At 34.3% G+C, this 19,807-nt stretch carries 15 protein-coding genes, 2 tRNA genes, 1 riboswitch and 1 other annotated feature; of the genes, 16 read left to right on the plus strand and 1 reads right to left on the minus strand.

Annotated elements, in window-relative coordinates:
* The first annotated feature begins 323 nt into the window (after positions 1-323).
* Genes yaaA through gyrA form a run of 4 tightly spaced genes read left to right on the plus strand, consistent with a single transcriptional unit; the run spans position 324 to position 6,318 of the window.
* Positions 324-566: a S4 domain-containing protein YaaA gene (yaaA, locus tag NR218_RS06265; RefSeq protein WP_172457903.1), complete on the plus strand. Its 243-nt coding sequence runs from the start codon at positions 324-326 to the stop codon at positions 564-566.
* Positions 563-1,678, plus strand: a complete 1,116-nt coding sequence (gene recF / locus NR218_RS06270; protein WP_049382260.1) for a DNA replication/repair protein RecF — start codon at positions 563-565, stop codon at positions 1,676-1,678. Before yaaA ends, recF begins: the two co-directional genes overlap by 4 nt.
* A 9-nt stretch (positions 1,679-1,687) precedes the next feature.
* On the plus strand, positions 1,688-3,622 hold the full coding sequence (gyrB, locus tag NR218_RS06275) for a DNA topoisomerase (ATP-hydrolyzing) subunit B (protein WP_019834694.1): 1,935 nt from the start codon (positions 1,688-1,690) through the stop codon (positions 3,620-3,622).
* Positions 3,623-3,663: 41 nt separating this feature from the next.
* Positions 3,664-6,318 (plus strand): DNA gyrase subunit A, encoded by a 2,655-nt coding sequence (gene gyrA / locus NR218_RS06280; protein ID WP_019834693.1) that lies wholly within the window; start codon positions 3,664-3,666, stop codon positions 6,316-6,318.
* A gap of 48 nt (positions 6,319-6,366) precedes the next feature.
* Here gyrA and NR218_RS06285 read toward each other — a convergent pair whose 3' ends face one another.
* Positions 6,367-7,179: an NAD(P)H-hydrate dehydratase gene (locus NR218_RS06285; protein WP_002488487.1), complete on the minus strand. Its 813-nt coding sequence runs from the start codon at positions 7,177-7,179 to the stop codon at positions 6,367-6,369.
* A gap of 270 nt (positions 7,180-7,449) precedes the next feature.
* Positions 7,450-7,653, plus strand: a binding site (T-box leader).
* Positions 7,654-7,728: 75 nt separating this feature from the next.
* On the opposite strand from NR218_RS06285, the gene serS reads away from it, so the two are divergent.
* The 12 genes from serS to yycF all read left to right on the plus strand — a co-directional run bounded on the left by serS (position 7,729) and on the right by yycF (position 19,795).
* Positions 7,729-9,015, plus strand: coding sequence for a serine--tRNA ligase (serS, locus tag NR218_RS06290; protein ID WP_265848438.1), 1,287 nt, complete (start codon positions 7,729-7,731; stop codon positions 9,013-9,015).
* Positions 9,016-9,302: 287 nt separating this feature from the next.
* On the plus strand, positions 9,303-9,998 hold the full coding sequence (locus NR218_RS06295; RefSeq protein ID WP_265848439.1) for an AzlC family ABC transporter permease: 696 nt from the start codon (positions 9,303-9,305) through the stop codon (positions 9,996-9,998).
* Entirely contained in the window at positions 9,995-10,324 is a 330-nt protein-coding gene (locus tag NR218_RS06300) for an AzlD domain-containing protein (protein WP_019834692.1), read from the plus strand. The genes NR218_RS06295 and NR218_RS06300 overlap by 4 nt, the downstream gene beginning before the upstream one ends.
* 85 nt (positions 10,325-10,409) lie before the next feature.
* Positions 10,410-10,511: riboswitch (SAM riboswitch) on the plus strand.
* A gap of 71 nt (positions 10,512-10,582) precedes the next feature.
* Positions 10,583-11,551, plus strand: coding sequence for a homoserine O-acetyltransferase MetX (gene metX, locus NR218_RS06305; RefSeq protein WP_017175617.1), 969 nt, complete (start codon positions 10,583-10,585; stop codon positions 11,549-11,551).
* A gap of 89 nt (positions 11,552-11,640) precedes the next feature.
* A complete protein-coding gene (locus tag NR218_RS06310) occupies positions 11,641-12,552 on the plus strand; it encodes a YybS family protein (RefSeq protein ID WP_265848440.1) in 912 nt (303 codons plus the stop codon).
* 27 nt (positions 12,553-12,579) lie between these two features.
* Complete coding sequence (locus NR218_RS06315; RefSeq protein ID WP_265848441.1) at positions 12,580-14,547, plus strand: DHH family phosphoesterase; 1,968 nt, start codon at positions 12,580-12,582, stop codon at positions 14,545-14,547.
* Complete coding sequence (gene rplI, locus NR218_RS06320; protein WP_265848442.1) at positions 14,544-14,990, plus strand: 50S ribosomal protein L9; 447 nt, start codon at positions 14,544-14,546, stop codon at positions 14,988-14,990. Before NR218_RS06315 ends, rplI begins: the two co-directional genes overlap by 4 nt.
* 110 nt (positions 14,991-15,100) lie before the next feature.
* Positions 15,101-16,501 carry a replicative DNA helicase gene (gene dnaB / locus NR218_RS06325; protein WP_265848443.1) on the plus strand — a complete coding sequence of 467 codons (1,401 nt, stop codon included), beginning with the start codon at positions 15,101-15,103 and terminating at the stop codon, positions 16,499-16,501.
* A gap of 275 nt (positions 16,502-16,776) precedes the next feature.
* On the plus strand, positions 16,777-18,060 hold the full coding sequence (locus tag NR218_RS06330) for an adenylosuccinate synthase (protein WP_049335768.1): 1,284 nt from the start codon (positions 16,777-16,779) through the stop codon (positions 18,058-18,060).
* A gap of 392 nt (positions 18,061-18,452) precedes the next feature.
* Positions 18,453-18,527: transfer RNA gene (locus tag NR218_RS06335), tRNA-Glu, on the plus strand.
* A gap of 5 nt (positions 18,528-18,532) precedes the next feature.
* A tRNA-Asp gene (locus NR218_RS06340) sits at positions 18,533-18,605 on the plus strand.
* Positions 18,606-19,093: 488 nt separating this feature from the next.
* Entirely contained in the window at positions 19,094-19,795 is a 702-nt protein-coding gene (gene yycF / locus NR218_RS06345; protein WP_048787705.1) for a response regulator YycF, read from the plus strand.
* Positions 19,796-19,807 lie beyond the last annotated feature (12 nt).

The raw sequence follows: 19,807 nt of genomic DNA on the forward strand, positions 1-19,807 counted from the left end.
CAGATACTTTATGTCCCAGCCTATTTTTTTAATTCATTAAAACATTGATTTTAAACTATCTCAGAGGTTCATAATGAAGCTAAATTAAGTAAAACGATGTTTTTATCCACGACTCATTATATTCGCTAAAATAGGCCTTAAAATTAAAAATTGAGATATTGTCTCTGATTATTTTTGTCATAATTTCAAAAAATGATCTATTTTTTACATAACAAATTAAAATAACAAAAACTTATTTGAAAGTAAACGGTTTCACACTTCATTTTAAATGAAATTTATTCCTAAAAAAGGTATAATATAGTAATGATATATAAAGAAATGGAGTGATTATTTTGGTTCAAGAAGTAACAGTTGAAGGCGAGATTACGTTAGGTCAATTTCTTAAAACAGAAGGTATCATCGAATCAGGTGGACAAGCAAAATGGTTCTTACAAGATTACGATGTTTTATTAAATGGCGAACGTGAAACACGTCGTGGAAAAAAGCTAGCTGACCAAGATCGTATCGACTTCCCTGATATTCCAGATATCGATTCATTTATTATTATTCATCAAGGTGAGCAATGAAGCTTAAAACACTCCAATTAGAAAACTATCGTAACTATGAAGGGGTTACGTTAAATTGTCATCCTGAAGTGAATATTCTTATTGGAGAAAATGCACAGGGAAAGACAAATTTACTTGAATCAATTTATGTCCTTGCTTTAGCTAAAAGTCACCGAACCTCCAATGACAAGGAACTTATACGGTTTAACTCTGAGTATGCTAAAATAGAGGGTGAGCTAAGTTATAGACACGGAACCATGCCATTAACGATGTATATAACTAAAAAAGGTAAACAAGTTAAAGTGAACCACTTGGAACAAAGTCGACTAACACAGTATGTTGGACATCTAAATGTGGTTCTTTTTGCACCTGAAGACTTAAATATTGTTAAAGGTTCTCCTCAAATTAGAAGACGATTTATAGATATGGAATTAGGGCAAATTTCTGCAGTATATCTCAACGATTTAGCTCAATATCAACGTATTCTCAAACAAAAAAATAATTATCTTAAGCAGTTACAACTTGGTCAAAAAACAGATAAAACGATGCTAGAGGTTTTAAATCAACAATTTGCACAATATGCGCTTAATGTCACTTTAAGACGTGAGCAATTTATTGAAGAATTAGAGGCTTTAGCACAGCCTATCCACGCTGGTATTACGAACCAACGTGAAACATTATCTCTAAAATATTTACCAAGTATTAAACTTAGCGATACAAGTAAAAATAAGAGTGAATTATTAGATGAAGTCATCACGTTACTGAATGAATATCAACAACGTGAAATGGATAGAGCAGTATGTTTATACGGTCCACATAGAGATGACTTAGGATTTAATGTGAATGACATGGATGCTCAAACCTATGGATCTCAAGGTCAACAAAGAACAACCGCTTTATCAATTAAACTAGCAGAAATAGAATTAATGAACATTGAAGTCGGAGAATATCCGATTTTATTATTAGATGATGTCTTAAGTGAACTTGATGATTCTCGTCAGACGCATTTACTCAGTACAATTCAACATAAAGTACAAACCTTCGTAACAACTACATCGGTAGACGGTATTGATCATGAAATCATGAATAATGCGAAACTTTACCGAATTAATCAAGGTGAAATTATTAAGTAATAGAAAGTGATGGTGAATACATTGTCAGATGTAAACAACACAGATAATTATGGTGCTGGACAAATACAGGTATTAGAAGGACTTGAAGCGGTACGTAAACGCCCTGGTATGTATATTGGCTCAACTTCAGAAAGAGGTTTGCATCATTTGGTATGGGAAATCGTTGATAACAGTATTGACGAAGCGCTAGCTGGATATGCTAATCAAATTGAAGTAGTGATTGAGAATGACAACTGGATTAAAGTGACTGACAATGGTCGTGGTATTCCTGTCGATATTCAAGAAAAAATGGGACGTCCCGCAGTAGAAGTTATTCTTACTGTACTTCATGCCGGAGGTAAATTCGGTGGTGGCGGATACAAAGTATCTGGTGGACTACATGGTGTAGGTTCATCTGTAGTAAATGCGTTATCACAAGATTTAGAAGTGTATGTACACCGTAATGAAACAATTTATCATCAAGCATACAAAAAAGGCGTGCCTCAATTTGATCTTAAAGAAATAGGTAGTACGGATAAAACAGGTACAGTGATTCGCTTTAAAGCAGATAGTGAAATCTTTTCAGAAACAACAGTTTATAATTATGAAACACTTCAAAAACGTATTAGAGAATTAGCATTCTTAAATAAAGGTATTTCAATTACACTAAGAGACGAACGTGAAGATGAAGAACAACGTGAAGACACGTATCATTATGAAGGTGGTATTAAATCTTACGTTGAATTACTGAACGAAAATAAAGAACCTATTCATGACGAACCTATTTATATTCATCAGTCAAAAGATGATATCGAAGTAGAAATTGCAATACAATACAATAGCGGTTATGCTACAAACTTATTATCCTATGCGAATAATATCCACACATATGAAGGTGGTACACATGAAGATGGCTTTAAACGTGCACTTACACGTGTCTTAAACAGTTATGGGACTCAAAGTAAGATTATTAAAGATGATAAAGAACGTCTTTCAGGTGAAGATACACGTGAAGGTTTAACAGCAGTTGTCTCTATAAAACATGGTAATCCACAATTCGAAGGTCAAACGAAGACGAAATTAGGTAACTCTGAAGTACGTCAAATCGTTGATCGATTATTTTCAGAACACTTTGAACGCTTTTTATATGAGAATCCAAATGTTGCAAGAATCATTGTTGAAAAAGGAATCATGGCGTCAAGAGCACGTGTAGCAGCTAAAAAAGCGCGTGAAGTGACACGTCGTAAATCAGCATTAGAAATTTCAAGTTTACCTGGTAAACTGGCAGACTGTTCAAGTAAAAATCCTGATGAAAGTGAAATTTTCTTAGTTGAGGGTGACTCTGCCGGGGGGTCTACAAAAGAAGGTCGTGACTCAAAAACACAAGCGATTTTACCGTTGAGAGGTAAAATATTAAATGTGGAAAAAGCACGTTTAGATCGTATTTTAAATAACAATGAAATCCGTCAAATGATTACAGCATTTGGTACAGGCATAGGTGGCGAATTTGATATTTCTAAAGCCCGTTATCATAAGATTGTTATCATGACAGATGCTGATGTAGATGGTGCGCATATTCGTACATTATTACTTACATTCTTCTACAGATTTATGCGTCCATTAATTGAGGCTGGGTATGTATACATCGCTCAACCACCATTGTATAAGCTAACACAAGGTAAACAAAAATATTACGTCTTTAACGATCGTGAATTGGATAAATTAAAAGCTGAACTAAATCCTACTCCAAAATGGCAAATTTCTCGTTACAAAGGTTTAGGTGAAATGAATGCCGATCAATTATGGGAAACAACAATGAATCCTGAAAATCGTATGATGTTACAAGTAAAACTTGAAGATGCAGTAGAAGCGGATCAAACATTTGAAATGTTAATGGGTGACGTTGTTGAAAATCGTAGACAATTTATCGAAGATAATGCAGTTTATGCTAATTTAGATTTCTAATTTAACTTAATGTGAACTGACTATAAAAGGAGGATATCTTGATGGCTGATTCTCTACCACAATCAAGAATTAATGAAAGAAATATAACCAACGAAATGCGCGAATCATTTTTAGACTATGCGATGAGCGTTATCGTTTCACGTGCATTACCAGATGTACGTGATGGTTTAAAACCTGTACATCGTCGTATTTTATATGGTCTAAATGAACAAGGAATGACTCCAGACAAACCTTATAAAAAATCAGCACGTATTGTTGGGGACGTTATGGGGAAATATCATCCACACGGCGACTCTTCAATTTATGATGCTATGGTAAGAATGGCACAAACCTTTAGCTATCGTTATCCTCTTGTTGATGGTCAAGGTAACTTTGGTTCAATGGATGGTGACGGTGCTGCGGCAATGCGTTATACCGAAGCAAAAATGACCAAAATCACATTAGAACTGTTACGTGATATCAATAAAGATACTATTGATTTCTTAGATAACTATGATGGTACAGAAAGAGAGCCCGAAGTCTTACCTTCTCGTTTCCCTAACCTTTTAGTGAATGGTGCTTCAGGTATTGCGGTTGGTATGGCTACAAATATTCCACCACACAATTTAACAGAAGTCATTGACGGAGTCTTACGTTTAAGTCAAAATCCTGATATCACAATCTCAGAATTGATGGAAGATATTCAAGGTCCTGATTTTCCAACTTCTGGCTTAATTTTAGGTAAAAGTGGCATTAGACGTGCCTATGAAACTGGTCGTGGATCAATTCAAATGCGTGCACGTGCATCAATAGAAGAACGTGGCGGTGGTCGTCAGCGTATTGTTGTGACTGAAATTCCATATCAAGTGAATAAAGCAAGAATGATTGAGAAAATTGCAGAATTAGCGCGTGAGAAAAGAATTGAAGGTATTACAGATCTTCGTGACGAAACAAGTTTACGTACAGGGGTAAGAGTTGTTATTGATGTACGTAAAGATGCCAATGCAAATGTTATTTTAAATAATTTATATAAACACACACCATTACAAACATCATTTGGTGTAAATATGATTGCCCTTGTGAATGGTCGACCTAAATTAATTAACTTAAAAGAAGCGCTTGTTGAATATTTAGAACATCAAAAAACAGTTGTACGTCGTCGTACAGAATACAATTTGAAAAAAGCGAAAGATCGTGCACATATCTTAGAAGGTTTAAGAATTGCGCTTGATCACATTGATGAAATTATTTCTATTATTCGTGAGTCTGACACAGATAAAGTGGCGATGGAAACATTGCAAGAACGTTTTAAATTGTCTGAACGTCAAGCTCAAGCCATTTTAGATATGCGTTTACGTCGTTTAACTGGGTTAGAGCGCGATAAAATTGAAAATGAGTATAATGAATTATTAAGTTATATTGCAGAATTAGAAGAGATTTTAGCAAATGAAGATGTATTACTTCAACTTGTTCGTGATGAGCTTACAGAAATTAAAGAACGTTTCGGTGATGAACGTCGTACTGAAATTCAATTGGGTGGTTTAGATCACTTAGAAGATGAAGACTTAATCCCTGAAGAACAAATCGTCATCACTTTAAGTCATAACAACTATATTAAACGTTTACCTGTATCTACATATCGTTCACAAAACAGAGGTGGACGAGGTGTACAAGGTATGAATACCTTAGAAGAAGACTTTGTCAGTCAACTTGTAACATTAAGTACACATGATAATGTTTTATTCTTTACGAATAAAGGCCGTGTTTATAAGTTGAAAGGATACGAAGTACCTGAATTATCTCGTCAATCTAAAGGTATTCCAGTCATTAATGCGATTGAGCTTGAAAATGATGAAGTGATTAGTACGATGATTGCCGTAAGAGATTTAGAAGATGAGAACAGTTTCTTAGTCTTTGCTACTAAAAAAGGTATTGTTAAACGTTCTGCATTAAGTAACTTCTCTCATATTAATAAGAATGGTAAAATTGCGATTGGCTTTAAAGAAGATGATGAATTAATTGCAGTTCGTCTTACTGATGGTAAACAAGATATTTTACTTGGTACAGCACATGCCTCATTAATTCGATTCCCTGAAAATAGTTTACGCCCACTAGGTCGTACAGCTTCAGGTGTGAGAGGTATTTCTCTAAGAGAAAATGACGTAGTCGTAGGTTTAGACGTAGCCTATGCTGAAAGTGAAGATGAAGTTCTAGTCGTTACTGAAAAAGGTTATGGTAAACGAACACCTGTAAGTGAATATCGTTTATCTAATCGTGGCGGTAAAGGTATAAAAACGGCTAAAATTACAGAACGTAATGGTAATGTTGTATGTATTACAACGGTAAGCGGTCAAGAAGATTTAATGATTGTAACGGATGGTGGTATTATTATTCGTTTACAGGTTGAAGATATTTCTCAAAATGGCCGTGCCACACAAGGTGTGCGATTAATGAAATTAGGCGATAATCAAGCTGTATCAACCGTTGCGAAAGTCATTGATAAAACTGAAGATGAAGCTGCGACTGAAGCGGCACAACAAACAGAAAATGCGAGTGCTCAAACTACAGAAAGTGCAAATGAACAAGTGATAGATGATACGACACCTGGTAACGCTTTGCATACTGAATCTGATGAAGATGATGAACGCATCGAAGTAAGACAAGATTTCATGGATCGTGTAAATGAAGATATTGAGAATGATTCAGATCAGAATTAAATATAAAAATAAGACTTCCCACATATAGGGAAGTCTTATTTTTATTATTTATCGTTCTAATTCTTTCATTACATAAGGAATTTGATTAATTAATTTTGAAGGGGGCACGACGTACATTTTTTCAGAAAGTTTTTCACCAATATAACTGTGAATATAAGTTGCGCTCGTAACGGCATCTTGTAAGCTATCAAATTGACCTACAAAACTTGTAATCATACCAGCTAATGTATCACCCATACCACCTGTAGCCATTGCAGGTGTGCCAATTGGTAATTTGTATTCTTTATCTTTAAAGAAGATTTCTGTACCGTGTTTTTTTAGTACTACAGTAGCACCTAATTTATCCACAGCTTCTCTATTTCTTTCATACGTTTGTTCTTCAATAGGAATACCACTTAGACGTTCCCATTCTTTTTGATGTGGTGTAAAGATAACGCGACATGTAGGAATATCAGGTTTAAGTTTACAAAATATTGTAATTGCATCACCATCTACAATTAAGTTTTGGTGGGGTTGAATATTTTGTAGTAAGAAAGTAATCGCATTATTTCCTTTAAAATCAACGCCAAGACCTGGTCCAATTAAAATACTATCTGTATTTTCAATCATTTTTGTTAACATTTTAGTATCATTAATATCTATTACCATTGCTTCAGGACAACGTGAATGAATGGCTGCATGATTAGTAGGATGTGTGGCTACAGTAATTAAACCACTTCCACTAAAAAGACATGCACGGGCAGCTAACATGATTGCTCCGCCTAAATTTGCACTACCACCAATTAAAAGAATTTTTCCATAATCACCTTTATGCGTTTCGTCATTACGTTTAGGAATTGTCACATTAGTTAATGTTTCCATATGATGAATCCTCCCTATTTAGATTCGAAAGTCATAACTTCTATATATTAAATCAATGAAATGATGAGTTATTAAGACAAGCGAAAATATCATGTGCATTTTAAATACAATAGAAAATATTATACCTGCTTAAGCGTTTCGTCAACACTATTTTAAATAAATTTATAAATGCTAAAATTGACAGAATTTTAACGTATGTAGTTTGTTATATTTGGTTGAGGTAACTGCTTGAAAATTATATATGACTTTGCTATATTAAAATTAACTTAATAAAGCATTGTTCGTAGGCTAAGTAACATAAGGGTATTAATTTCAGAGAGCTTGTGGTTAGTGTAAACAAGTAATTAATTTTTATGCGAATCTACCTACTTATATTGAACAATCGGTTTTAACCGTTATCGATAGTGGAGTGCAATTTAGTTTATTTAATTAAATTGTTAAATAGGGTGGCAACGCGTAGACCACGTCCCTTGTATGGGGACGTGGTCTTTTTTTATTTTAAATCGCTATGGTCACTCAATATAAATTTTTTGGAAGGATGAATATTATATGTTAGACATCAAGCAATTCAGAGACGAAACGGACAAAGTTAAGAGCAAAATTGAATTACGAGGAGATGATTCAAAGGTTGTTGATGAAGTATTAGAATTAGATAATCAACGTCGTGATTTAATTGGTAAAACAGAAGAAATGAAAGCACGTCGTAACAAAGTAAGTGATCAAATCGCTGAAAAAAAACGTAACAAAGAAGATGCGGATGACGTCATTAAAGAAATGCGTGAATTAGGCGATGAAATTAAAGAAAATGATGCAAAATTAAATGAAGTAGATAACAAAATTCGTGATATCTTAATTCGTATTCCAAACTTAATTGCAGATGACGTACCACAAGGTGCTGACGACACTGAAAATGTTGAATTAAAAAAATGGGGTACGCCTCGTGAATTTGATTTTGAACCAAAAGCGCACTGGGATTTAGTAGAAGAATTAAAAATGGCTGATTTCGAACGTGCTGCAAAAGTATCAGGTGCGCGCTTCGTTTATTTAACTAAAGATGGTGCTTTATTAGAACGTGCATTAATGAACTATATGTTAACAAAACATACAACACAACATGGTTATACAGAAATGATGACACCTCAATTGGTAAATGCAGATACAATGTTTGGTACAGGCCAATTACCTAAATTTGAAGAAGATTTATTCAAAGTTGAAAAAGAAGGCTTATATACAATTCCAACTGCAGAAGTTCCATTAACAAACTTCTATAGAAATGAAATTATCCAACCTGGTGTGTTACCAGAAAAATTCACTGGTCAAACTGCATGTTTCCGTAGTGAAGCGGGATCAGCTGGTAGAGATACAAGAGGTTTAATTCGTTTACATCAATTCGATAAAGTTGAAATGGTGCGTTTTGAAAAACCTGAAGATTCTTGGGATGCATTAGAAGATATGACTCAAAATGCCGAAGCAATTTTAGAAGAATTAAAATTACCATATCGTCGCGTGATCTTATGTACTGGAGATATTGGTTTTAGCGCAAGTAAAACATATGACTTAGAAGTATGGTTACCAAGTTATAATGACTACAAAGAAATTAGTTCTTGCTCAAACTGTACTGATTTCCAAGCTCGTCGTGCTAACATTCGTTTCAAACGTGATGCTTCTTCTAAACCAGAATTAGTACACACATTAAATGGTAGTGGACTTGCAGTAGGTCGTACATTTGCAGCTATCGTAGAAAACTACCAAAACGAAGATGGTTCAATTACAATTCCAGAAGCACTTGTACCATTTATGGGCGGCAAAACAGAAATTCGTCCAGTCAACGAATAATTAAATAAAATTCAACTCATAAAGTGATAGAGTGACGTAGTTCTCTATCGCTTTATTTATTTTCATATTAAAATAAGACATCCCTAAGAGAGATAACTTTAAAAATATCAAAAATTTCTGATATTTTTAAAGTTTTGAACTATCAATATTTTGAAACCCCCTTCTCTCTAACCTCACTCAAACGGATGTCTAAAAATATTGAAGCGTTTCTTAGATTATATTAGACTGAATTTAATTATACTATATAGTCAATTTAAAAATACATATATATAAAGGGGGGAGCTAACATGACGTCACATGTAACATTTCAACAAGGGGTCAAAGAATGTATTCCAACACTACTAGGATACATCGGTATAGGACTATCATTTGGCATCGTGGCAGCTTCTCAGCATTTTAGTGTTCTAGAAATTCTTCTGTTATGTTTACTGGTTTATGCAGGCGCAGCACAATTTATTATTTGTGCTTTAGTCATTACTGGCACACCTATATCAGCAATCGTGTTAACGACGTTAATTGTGAACTCCCGCTTCTTTTTATTGTCTATGACATTATCACCTAATTATAAAGATTATGGTATATGGAATCGTTTAGCTTTGTCTTCTATTCTTACTGATGAGACATTTGGCGTTGCTATAACACCACACTTAAAAGGGGAAACAATTAATGATCGATGGTTACATGGATTAAATATTACTGCTTATTCATTTTGGGCAATAGCTTGTGTGTTAGGAGCAGTCTTTGGGAAATACATCTCTCATCCTGAAATGTTAGGGTTAGACTTTGCGATTACAGCCATGTTTATTTTCTTGGCTATGGCTCAATTTGAAACGATTACACGTTCCAAAGTAAGTATATATATCGTATTAATTGCGTTCGTTATTGTAATGATGTTCATTTTAAGTTGGTTGATGCCCTCTTATGTGGCCATTCTTGTTACATCAATTTGTGCTGCAACACTTGGGGTGGTGATGGATCGATGACGATAACTGGACATATGCTTTTACTTATCGTTTTATGTGGATTAGTGACATTAATTGTACGTGTCGTACCATTTTTAATGATTTCACGTATTCAACTGTCAGAAACAGTCATCAAATGGCTGTCGTTTATTCCAATTTCATTATTCACTGCGTTAGTTATTGATAGTTTTATCGTTCAACATAAAGGTATGCAAGGCTTTGAATTAAATATTCCATTCATTGTAGCAACCATTCCTACAGTCATTATTGCATTTGTGACACGTAGTCTAACCATCACTATTATTGTAGGTATTGTATTCATTGCAAGTATACGATGGTTCTTTTAATTCATTTATTTACTGCGCATTGAAGTTAACTAGACAATTGTATTAAAATAAGTTTAAATTAAACAATTCAATCAATATATAGATACTCTTATTTTGAGAAGTAGAGGGAATTGGCCCTATGAAGCTTCAGCAACCGACAAATCATTTGTACGGTGCTACAACCAACGAGATACTCGAATGATAAGTACTAAAGTATTATCGCTTCACACTTTTAAAATTAAGAGTAGAAGCGATTTTTTTATTCTAAGGAGGCATAGCATGACAAATTATACAGTAGATACATTACATTTAGGTGCTTTTACAACAGAATCAGGTGAAACGATTGAGAATTTAAAATTGCGTTATGAGCACGTAGGTTATTCGGGACAACCGCTTGTTGTGGTTTGTCATGCTCTGACTGGTAATCATTTAACTTATGGTACAGATGAACATCCTGGATGGTGGCGTGAAATCATTGATGGTGGTTATATGCCAATCTATGATTATCAGTTTCTTACTTTTAATGTTATTGGAAGTCCTTTTGGTTCAAGCTCCCCATTAAACGATGCTCATTTTCCTAAAACCATCACATTAAGAGATATCGTTAAGGCAATTGAATTGGGAATAAAGGCCCTTGGATTTACTAAAATCGATATTTTAATTGGTGGCAGTTTAGGTGGCATGCAAGTGATGGAATTATTATATAATCATCAATTCGAAGTAGATAAGGCAGTCATCTTAGCAGCTACAGATAAAACCTCTTCATACAGTCGTGCTTTCAATGAAATTGCACGTGAAGCGATTCATATTGGAGGTAAAGAGGGACTTAGTATTGCAAGACAACTTGGATTCTTAACATATCGTTCTTCAAAAAGTTATGACGCGCGTTTCACACCAGATGAAGTAGTCAATTATCAACGTTATCAAGGCAATAAGTTTAAAGAATCCTACGATTTATCGTGTTACTTAACGATGTTGAATGTCTTAGATAGTCATCATCTTGATCGTCAGCGCGATGATGTGGATGAGGTCTTCCAATCTTTAAATACAAAAGTACTAACGATGGGCTTTACAGATGACTTGTTATATCCAGATGATCAAGTCAGAGCAGTAGGAGAACGTTTTAAATATCATCGTCACTTTTTTGTTCCAGACAACGTAGGCCATGATGGTTTTTTACTTAATTTTAATGACTGGGCACCTAACTTGTATCACTTTTTAAAAGTTTCGAAATTTAAACGAAAATAATAGATAAGAGAACAGTTAACACATTTGTTTAATTTGAATATAGAGGTTAAAATAGAAATTATAGTCAAAAAAGTATAGGAGTGGCGAATGTGTTTTCAAAAGTACATCCTAAAGCAATGATTATAGGGACTATCGTGCTTGTAGCAGTTGCTTTAGTTACGTATGTATTGCCAATAATTGGTCTGGTTCTATGTTTATTCGCTACCATTCCAGGGATTGTCATGTGGCATAAATCAATTGCTACATTTGGAATTGGAGCTTTACTCACTGTAATTATCACGACCTTATTAGGGAATACCTTTGTATTAAGTGCCATGATTCTAGTTTTATTACTAAGTTTTGTAATTGGCCAATTATTAAAAGAACGTACATCTAAAGAACGCATCTTATATATCACAACAATGTATATAAGTATTGTGACGTTAATTGTATTTATGTTATTACAAGCGTTCAAAAAGATTCCAAATACCGAAGTATTGATTAAACCAGCAAAAGACGCAATGAACAATGCGATTGTAAATTCAGGCGTTGAATCAGATTATAAGATCATCTTAGAAGAAGGATTTCGTCAAATGGCTGTTCAACTTCCAAGTTACATCATTATTATTGTCTTTCTTTTAGTTTTAATGAATATCATCATTACATTTCCAATTTTACGTAAATTCAAAGTAGCAACGCCTATGTTTAGACCTTTATTTGCTTGGCAAATGAATCGCACATTATTATGGATTTACATGATTGTGCTAGTATGTGTAATGTTTGCGATAAAACCAAGTATATTCCAAAGTATCGTATTAAATTTCGAAGTTGTGTTATCATTATTAATGTATATCCAAGGATTGAGTTTGATTCATTTCTTTGGAAAGGCCAAACGCTTACCTGATGCGGTATCCATATTATTAATGGTCGTGGGGACAGTTATTTCACCCTTTACACATATCGTATCATTACTTGGCGTACTTGATTTAGGGATTAACTTAAAACGAATGATTAAAAAATGACTTTAAAAAGTGAATAGAGGTGGAAGAATGAACCGTCAATCCACTAAAAAAGCATTGCTTATTCCTTACATTTTGATGGTGCTTACGGCGATTGCAATTGTTATCGTAGGGTTTATATTTAAACCTTTAATGGCAACGTTTACGGCGATTGCTTTAATCATTATGATTGTGATCAGTGCGGTATTGATTAAACAAGCATTATCAAAAATGGATAATTATGTGGATAATCTGAGTGGTCATATTTCAGCAGGAAATAATAAAGCAATTAAACGCATGCCAATTGGCTTAGTTGTGATTGATGCTGAAGATCACATCGAATGGATCAACCAATATATGTCTGAACATCTAGAAACTAATGTCATCTCAGAACCAGTCAATGAAGTTTTTCCGAATATTCTTAAGCAACTTGAAAGAGTACAAGAAATCGAAATCGAACATGGTCAGTACCATTATCATGTGCGTTATTCTGAAGAAGAGCATTGTTTATATTTCTTCGATATTACAGAAGAGGTACATACAAATGAATTATATGAAGAATCAAAGCCTATCATTGCAACGTTGTTTTTAGATAACTACGATGAAATTACCCAAAATATGAATGACACACAACGTTCTGAAATCAACTCAATGGTGACACGTATTATTAGTCGATGGGCAACTGAATATAACATTTATTTTAAACGTTATAGTTCAGATCAATTCGTAGCGTATTTAAACCAAAAAATCTTAGCAGAAATAGAAGATTCTAATTTTGAAATTCTAAGTCAGTTACGTGAAAAAAGTGTAGGCTACCGTGCACAATTGACATTAAGTATTGGTGTTGGTGAAGGTACTGAAGATTTAATTGAACTTGGTGAATTATCTCAATCAGGACTTGATTTAGCCTTAGGTCGTGGAGGAGACCAAGTTGCAATTAAAAACATGAATGGTAATGTCCGCTTTTACGGAGGTAAGACTGACCCGATGGAAAAACGAACACGTGTTAGAGCACGTGTTATCTCTCACGCATTGAAAGATATCTTAACTGAAGGCGACAAAGTGATTATTATGGGACATAAACGTCCCGACTTAGATGCCGTTGGAGCAGCTATTGGAGTATCTCGATTTGCGTCAATGAATAATTTAGAAGCATATGTGGTACTTAATGAAGAAGATATCGATCCAACATTAAGTCGTGTGATGGAAGAAATTGATAAAAAACCTGAATTGAAAGAACGATTTGTGACATCTGATGAGGCTTGGGATATGATGACGTCAAAAACAACGGTTGTTGTGGTAGATACACATAAACCTGAAATGGTATTAGATGAAAATATTCTAAATAAAGCGAATCGTAAAGTAGTCATTGATCATCATAGACGTGGAGAAAGCTTTATTTCAAATCCATTACTCGTTTATATGGAACCTTATGCAAGTTCAACTGCAGAACTTGTCACAGAGTTATTAGAATATCAGCCAACAGAACAACGGTTATCACGTTTAGAATCTACAATTATGTATGCAGGTATTATTGTTGATACACGTAATTTTACATTACGAACAGGTTCAAGAACGTTTGATGCGGCAAGTTATTTACGTGCGCATGGTGCGGATACAATCTTAACGCAACAATTCCTTAAAGATGATGTTGATACGTATATTAATCGTTCTGAATTGATACGTACAGTTGAAGTTCAAGATCACGGTGTCGCGATTGCTCACGGTTCTAATGACAAAATCTATCATCCTGTAACAGTTGCACAAGCTGCGGATGAATTGTTAAGTTTAGAAGGCATTGAAGCTTCTTACGTTGTAGCGAAACGTGAAGATAATCTAATTGGTATTTCAGCACGTTCATTAGGCGGTATTAATGTTCAATTAACAATGGAAGCCTTAGGTGGCGGAGGTCACTTAACAAATGCTGCAACGCAAATAAAAGGTGTCACTATAGAAGAAGCAATCGATCAATTACAACAAGCAATTACTGAACAAATGAGTAGGAGTGAAGATACATGAAAGTAATATTTACACAAGATGTTAAAGGTAAAGGTAAAAAAGGTGAAGTTAAAGACGTGCCAGTAGGTTACGCAAATAACTTTTTATTAAAAAATAAATATGCTGTTGAAGCAACACCAGGTAATTTAAAACAATTAGAACAACAAAATAAACGTGCTGAAGCGAATAGACAACAAGAAATCGATGATGCTAAAGCATTAAAAGCAAAATTAGAAGATATCGAAGTTGAAGTAAGTGCTAAAACTGGTGAAGGTGGTAAATTGTTTGGTTCTATTAGTACAAAACAAATTGCTGACGCATTAAAAAATCAACACGATATTAAAATTGATAAACGTAAAATGGATTTACCACACGGTATTCACGCGTTAGGTTATACTAATGTACCTGTTAAATTAGACAAAGAAGTTGAAGGTGCAATTCGCGTACACACTGTAGAAAAATAAAAAGATTTGGGACACAAATAGGTAGTCCACTCTTTTAAAAGCAATTCATAGAAAGATATAATGTTGCACTAGCATGTCGAAAATTTTAAGATGGATGGGTGTAATAATTGATGGATAATATGTATGGTCAAAGACAAATGCCCCATAACAATGAAGCTGAACAGTCTGTCTTAGGTGCAATTATTTTAGATCCAGAATTAATAGGTTCGACTCAGGAGGTATTACTTCCTGAGTCGTTTTATAGAGGAGCACACCAACATATCTTTAGAGCAATGATGAACTTAAACGAAGATGCTCATGAGATTGATGTCGTCACGTTAATGGAACAATTAACGAAAGAAGGTACGTTAAGTGAGGCTGGTGGCCCTCAATATTTAGCTGAATTATCGAATAATGTACCGACGACACGTAATATTGAATACTATAGAAATATAGTTGCTAATCTTGCGCTTAAACGTCGATTAATTCAAACAGCTGATAGCATTGCGAATGATGGGTATAATAATGAGCTTGAATTAGATGCTATTTTAAGTGATGCTGAAAAACGTATTCTTGAACTCTCAGCAAACCGTCAAAGTGATGGATTTAAAGATATTAGAGATGTCTTAGGTCAAGTATATGAGACTGCAGAAGAACTTGATCAAAATAGTGGGCAAACACCAGGTATTCCTACTGGATACCGCGATTTAGACCAGATGACTGCGGGCTTTAATAGAAATGATTTAATTATTTTAGCAGCCCGTCCTTCTGTAGGTAAGACTGCCTTCGCACTTAATATCGCTCAAAAAGTAGCCACTCATGAAGATAACTATACAGTAGGTATTTTCTCACTTGAAATGGGTGCCGATCAACTTGCGACACGTATGATTTGTAGTTCAGGAAATGTAGATTCTAACCGTTTAAGAACGGGGACAATGACAGAAGAAGACTGGAATCGATTTACGATTGCAGTAGGTAAATTATCAAGAACAAAGATTTTTATTGATGATACACCAGGAATTCGTATTACAGATTTACGATCAAAGTGTCGTCGTCTTAAACAAGAACATGGTCTGGATATGATTGTCATTGACTATCTACAACTTATTCAAGGGAGTGGCTCACGTTTTTCAGACAATAGACAACAAGAAGTCTCTGAAATCTCACGTACGTTAAAAGCCATCGCTCGTGAATTAGAATGTCCTGTTATCGCACTGAGTCAGTTATCTCGTGGCGTAGAACAACGTCAAGATAAACGACCAATGATGAGTGATATTCGTGAATCAGGATCAATTGAGCAAGACGCAGATATTGTTGCTTTCTTGTATCGTGATGATTACTATAATCGAGGCGATGGTGAAGAAGATGACGATAGTACGCAGTTCGAACCTCAATCCAATGACGATAATGGTGAGATTGAAATTATTATTGCTAAACAACGTAACGGCCCTACAGGCACAGTGAAGTTACACTTTATGAAACAATATAATAAATTTACAGACATTGATTATGCACATGCAGACATGTCATAAAATTTTTACCGTACATTATTATTATTTTTAATATAAATGTACGGTTTTTATTTTGTTTTTTAAAATTAAAGTTAAGTGAAGTATGTGTATTAAACATTTGTAAAACTGTCTTGAAATATTGATAAATTAACAATTTTAAAGGTTTTTTAATAAAATATACGTATTGATTTGATTGATATGAATGCTATTTTTAATGTTCGATTTTTATTTGCATTATATGAAACGTATTGATAGAATACTTAGTGGTTAATTGAGAAAACTTTGGAGGTGCTCACATGTCATCAATCGTAGTAGTTGGGACACAATGGGGAGACGAAGGTAAAGGTAAAATTACAGATTTCTTAGCAGAACAAGCAGATGTGATTGCGCGTTTTTCAGGTGGTAATAACGCAGGTCATACCATTCAATTTGGTGGAGAAACATACAAATTACATTTAGTACCATCAGGTATTTTTTATAAAGATAAATTAGCAGTGATTGGTAATGGCGTAGTTGTAGATCCTGTTGCATTATTAAAAGAATTAGACGCTTTAAATGAACGTGGTATTTCTACAGATAATCTACGTATTTCAAACCGTGCGCAAGTCATCTTACCGTATCACTTAGCACAAGATGAATATGAAGAACGTCGTCGTGGCGATAATAAAATTGGTACAACGAAAAAAGGTATTGGACCAGCTTACGTAGATAAAGCACAGCGTATTGGTATTCGTATGGCTGATTTATTAGAAAAAGACACATTTGAAAGACGTTTAAAAGAAAATATTGAAATTAAAAATGCATATTTCAAAGGGATGTTTAATGAAACTTGTCCACACTTTGATGAAATATTCGATGAATACTATGCAGCAGGTCAACGTTTAAAAGAATTCGTCACAGATACAGCTAAAATTTTAGATGACGCTTTCGTAGCTGATGAAAAAGTTTTATTTGAAGGTGCACAAGGAGTTATGTTAGATATCGACCATGGTACATATCCTTTTGTAACGTCAAGTAATCCTGTCGCAGGTAACGTGACAGTTGGAACTGGTGTGGGTCCAACTTTTGTATCTAAAGTGATCGGTGTATGTAAATCCTATACATCTCGTGTAGGTGATGGCCCATTCCCTACTGAATTATTCGATGAAGATGGTCATCATATTAGAGAAGTAGGTCGTGAATATGGAACGACAACAGGACGTCCTCGTCGTGTAGGTTGGTTCGACTCAGTTGTATTACGTCACTCTCGTCGTGTAAGTGGTATTACAGACTTATCTATTAACTCAATTGACGTTTTAACAGGTTTAGATACAGTTAAAATCTGTACAGCATATGAGTTAGATGGTGAAACAATCACAGAATATCCAGCAAACTTAGATCAATTACGTCGTTGTAAACCCATCTTCGAAGAATTACCTGGTTGGACGGAAGACATTACAGGTTGTCGTACATTAGAAGAATTACCTGAAAACGCACGTAAATACTTAGAACGTATTTCTGAATTATGTGGCGTTCATATTTCAATCTTCTCTGTAGGCCCTGACCGTGAGCAAACAAACCTATTAGAAAAATTATGGTAAGAAAAGCGTATAAACCTAGAGCAATAACGTGCTAAGAGCGAAAATCGGTTTTTGATTTTAGAGATTAGCATATGATGGATGAGAGAATTACGTTTCGAAGCCCGTTAATAATAAAACATTTAATTGTATACATCTAACGTTGTTAAAGTGACTCACTTTAGCAACGTTTTTTATATACATAAAATAAGATAATGATAACCATATCATTTAAATTTGAATATGAATTAATAATGTAAAAGTAAAGAAAAAAAGTATATTGTTATGTAATATACCTTCAAAACAACTCTTTTTTTCTAAAAATTAAGGAATTATAAAAAAATATTAAAATTATGTAAAAAAGTTCTTGTCTTTAAAATAAAAGCTATGCTATAATCTATCTTGTGCTTAAGAACGGCTCCTTGGTCAAGCGGTTAAGACACCGCCCTTTCACGGCGGTAACACGGGTTCGAGTCCCGTAGGAGTCACCATTTTAGGTCTCGTAGTGTAGCGGTTAACACGCCTGCCTGTCACGCAGGAGATCGCGGGTTCGATTCCCGTCGAGACCGTATTGCTTATCCAAAAGGGTAGGCATTTTTTTTATGCTTTTTTAATATTGCGTCTTTATTTTTATAAATATATAGACGTTATCATGAGTAAAACGATGTGCGTATTACAAATAGGTGACGTCGCAATATATTTTTAATATTTCTCTCTTTTTTTATACATCTTTTATATATCACTCTTAATTTTCAACGATTATCCTCTATCATCATTTTGTAACATTGTACCGTTTCTGTCTTCCTACGACTTTTGTCCAATATTCAAGGTGCTCAACTTATTTGTAATATAAAACGAGAGTGGTAAACTTTAAATTAATGTTATTCTATAATTTTAAATATGAAAATAGAATTAAGTGAATATTAATGTTAAATTATATAGTAGATAAACGTGCGTTAAGACGTAAGATAGCGCCATATAATACAGTTAATGTTTTACTCAAAATATAATAAACATTAAGGTTTAAACTACAATTTGAGAAATGAGGTTTATAGATATGGCTAGAAAAGTTGTTGTAGTTGATGATGAAAAGCCAATTGCGGATATTTTAGAATTTAATTTAAAAAAAGAAGGCTATGAAGTTCATTGCGCTTATGATGGTAATGATGCAGTCGATTTAATTTATGAAGAAGAGCCAGACATCGTATTGTTAGACATTATGTTACCAGGTCGTGATGGTATGGAAGTATGTCGTGAAGTACGTAAAAAATACGAAATGCCAATTATTATGTTAACAGCGAAAGACTCAGAAATTGATAAAGTATTGGGCCTTGAATTAGGTGCTGATGATTATGTGACGAAACCATTTAGTACACGTGAATTAATTGCACGTGTGAAAGCAAACTTAAGACGTCACTATTCTCAACCTGCGCAAGAATCTGAAGGTACAACGAATGAAATTGCGATTAAAGATATCGTGGTTTATCCCGATGCTTATTCAATTAAAAAACGTGGTGAGGATATTGAATTAACACATCGTGAATTTGAATTATTCCACTATCTTTCAAAACATATGGGTCAAGTTATGACACGTGAACACTTATTACAAACGGTTTGGGGCTACGATTATTTTGGAGACGTGCGTACAGTGGATGTAACCATTCGTCGTTTAAGAGAAAAAATTGAAGACGATCCATCTCATCCAGAATATATTGTGACACGTCGAGGCGTTGGATACTTCCTCCAACAACATGATTAGGAGTTGCAAACG

It is taken from the genome of Staphylococcus sp. SUC_1.2 (genome assembly GCF_026222585.1).

Bases quoted from the DNA above. Each gene is read 5' to 3' on its own strand.
- gyrB (WP_019834694.1), top strand. From the start codon at position 1,688: ATGGTGAATACATTGTCAGATGTAAACAACACAGATAATTATGGTGCT.
- NR218_RS06300 (WP_019834692.1), top strand. From the start codon at position 9,995: ATGACGATAACTGGACATATGCTTTTACTTATCGTTTTATGTGGATTA.
- dnaB (WP_265848443.1), top strand. From the start codon at position 15,101: ATGGATAATATGTATGGTCAAAGACAAATGCCCCATAACAATGAAGCT.
- serS (WP_265848438.1), top strand. From the start codon at position 7,729: ATGTTAGACATCAAGCAATTCAGAGACGAAACGGACAAAGTTAAGAGC.
- NR218_RS06315 (WP_265848441.1), top strand. From the start codon at position 12,580: ATGAACCGTCAATCCACTAAAAAAGCATTGCTTATTCCTTACATTTTG.
- NR218_RS06330 (WP_049335768.1), top strand. From the start codon at position 16,777: ATGTCATCAATCGTAGTAGTTGGGACACAATGGGGAGACGAAGGTAAA.
- gyrA (WP_019834693.1), top strand. From the start codon at position 3,664: ATGGCTGATTCTCTACCACAATCAAGAATTAATGAAAGAAATATAACC.
- rplI (WP_265848442.1), top strand. From the start codon at position 14,544: ATGAAAGTAATATTTACACAAGATGTTAAAGGTAAAGGTAAAAAAGGT.
- NR218_RS06295 (WP_265848439.1), top strand. From the start codon at position 9,303: ATGACGTCACATGTAACATTTCAACAAGGGGTCAAAGAATGTATTCCA.
- NR218_RS06285 (WP_002488487.1), bottom strand. From the start codon at position 7,179: ATGGAAACATTAACTAATGTGACAATTCCTAAACGTAATGACGAAACG.
- yycF (WP_048787705.1), top strand. From the start codon at position 19,094: ATGGCTAGAAAAGTTGTTGTAGTTGATGATGAAAAGCCAATTGCGGAT.
- metX (WP_017175617.1), top strand. From the start codon at position 10,583: ATGACAAATTATACAGTAGATACATTACATTTAGGTGCTTTTACAACA.
- recF (WP_049382260.1), top strand. From the start codon at position 563: ATGAAGCTTAAAACACTCCAATTAGAAAACTATCGTAACTATGAAGGG.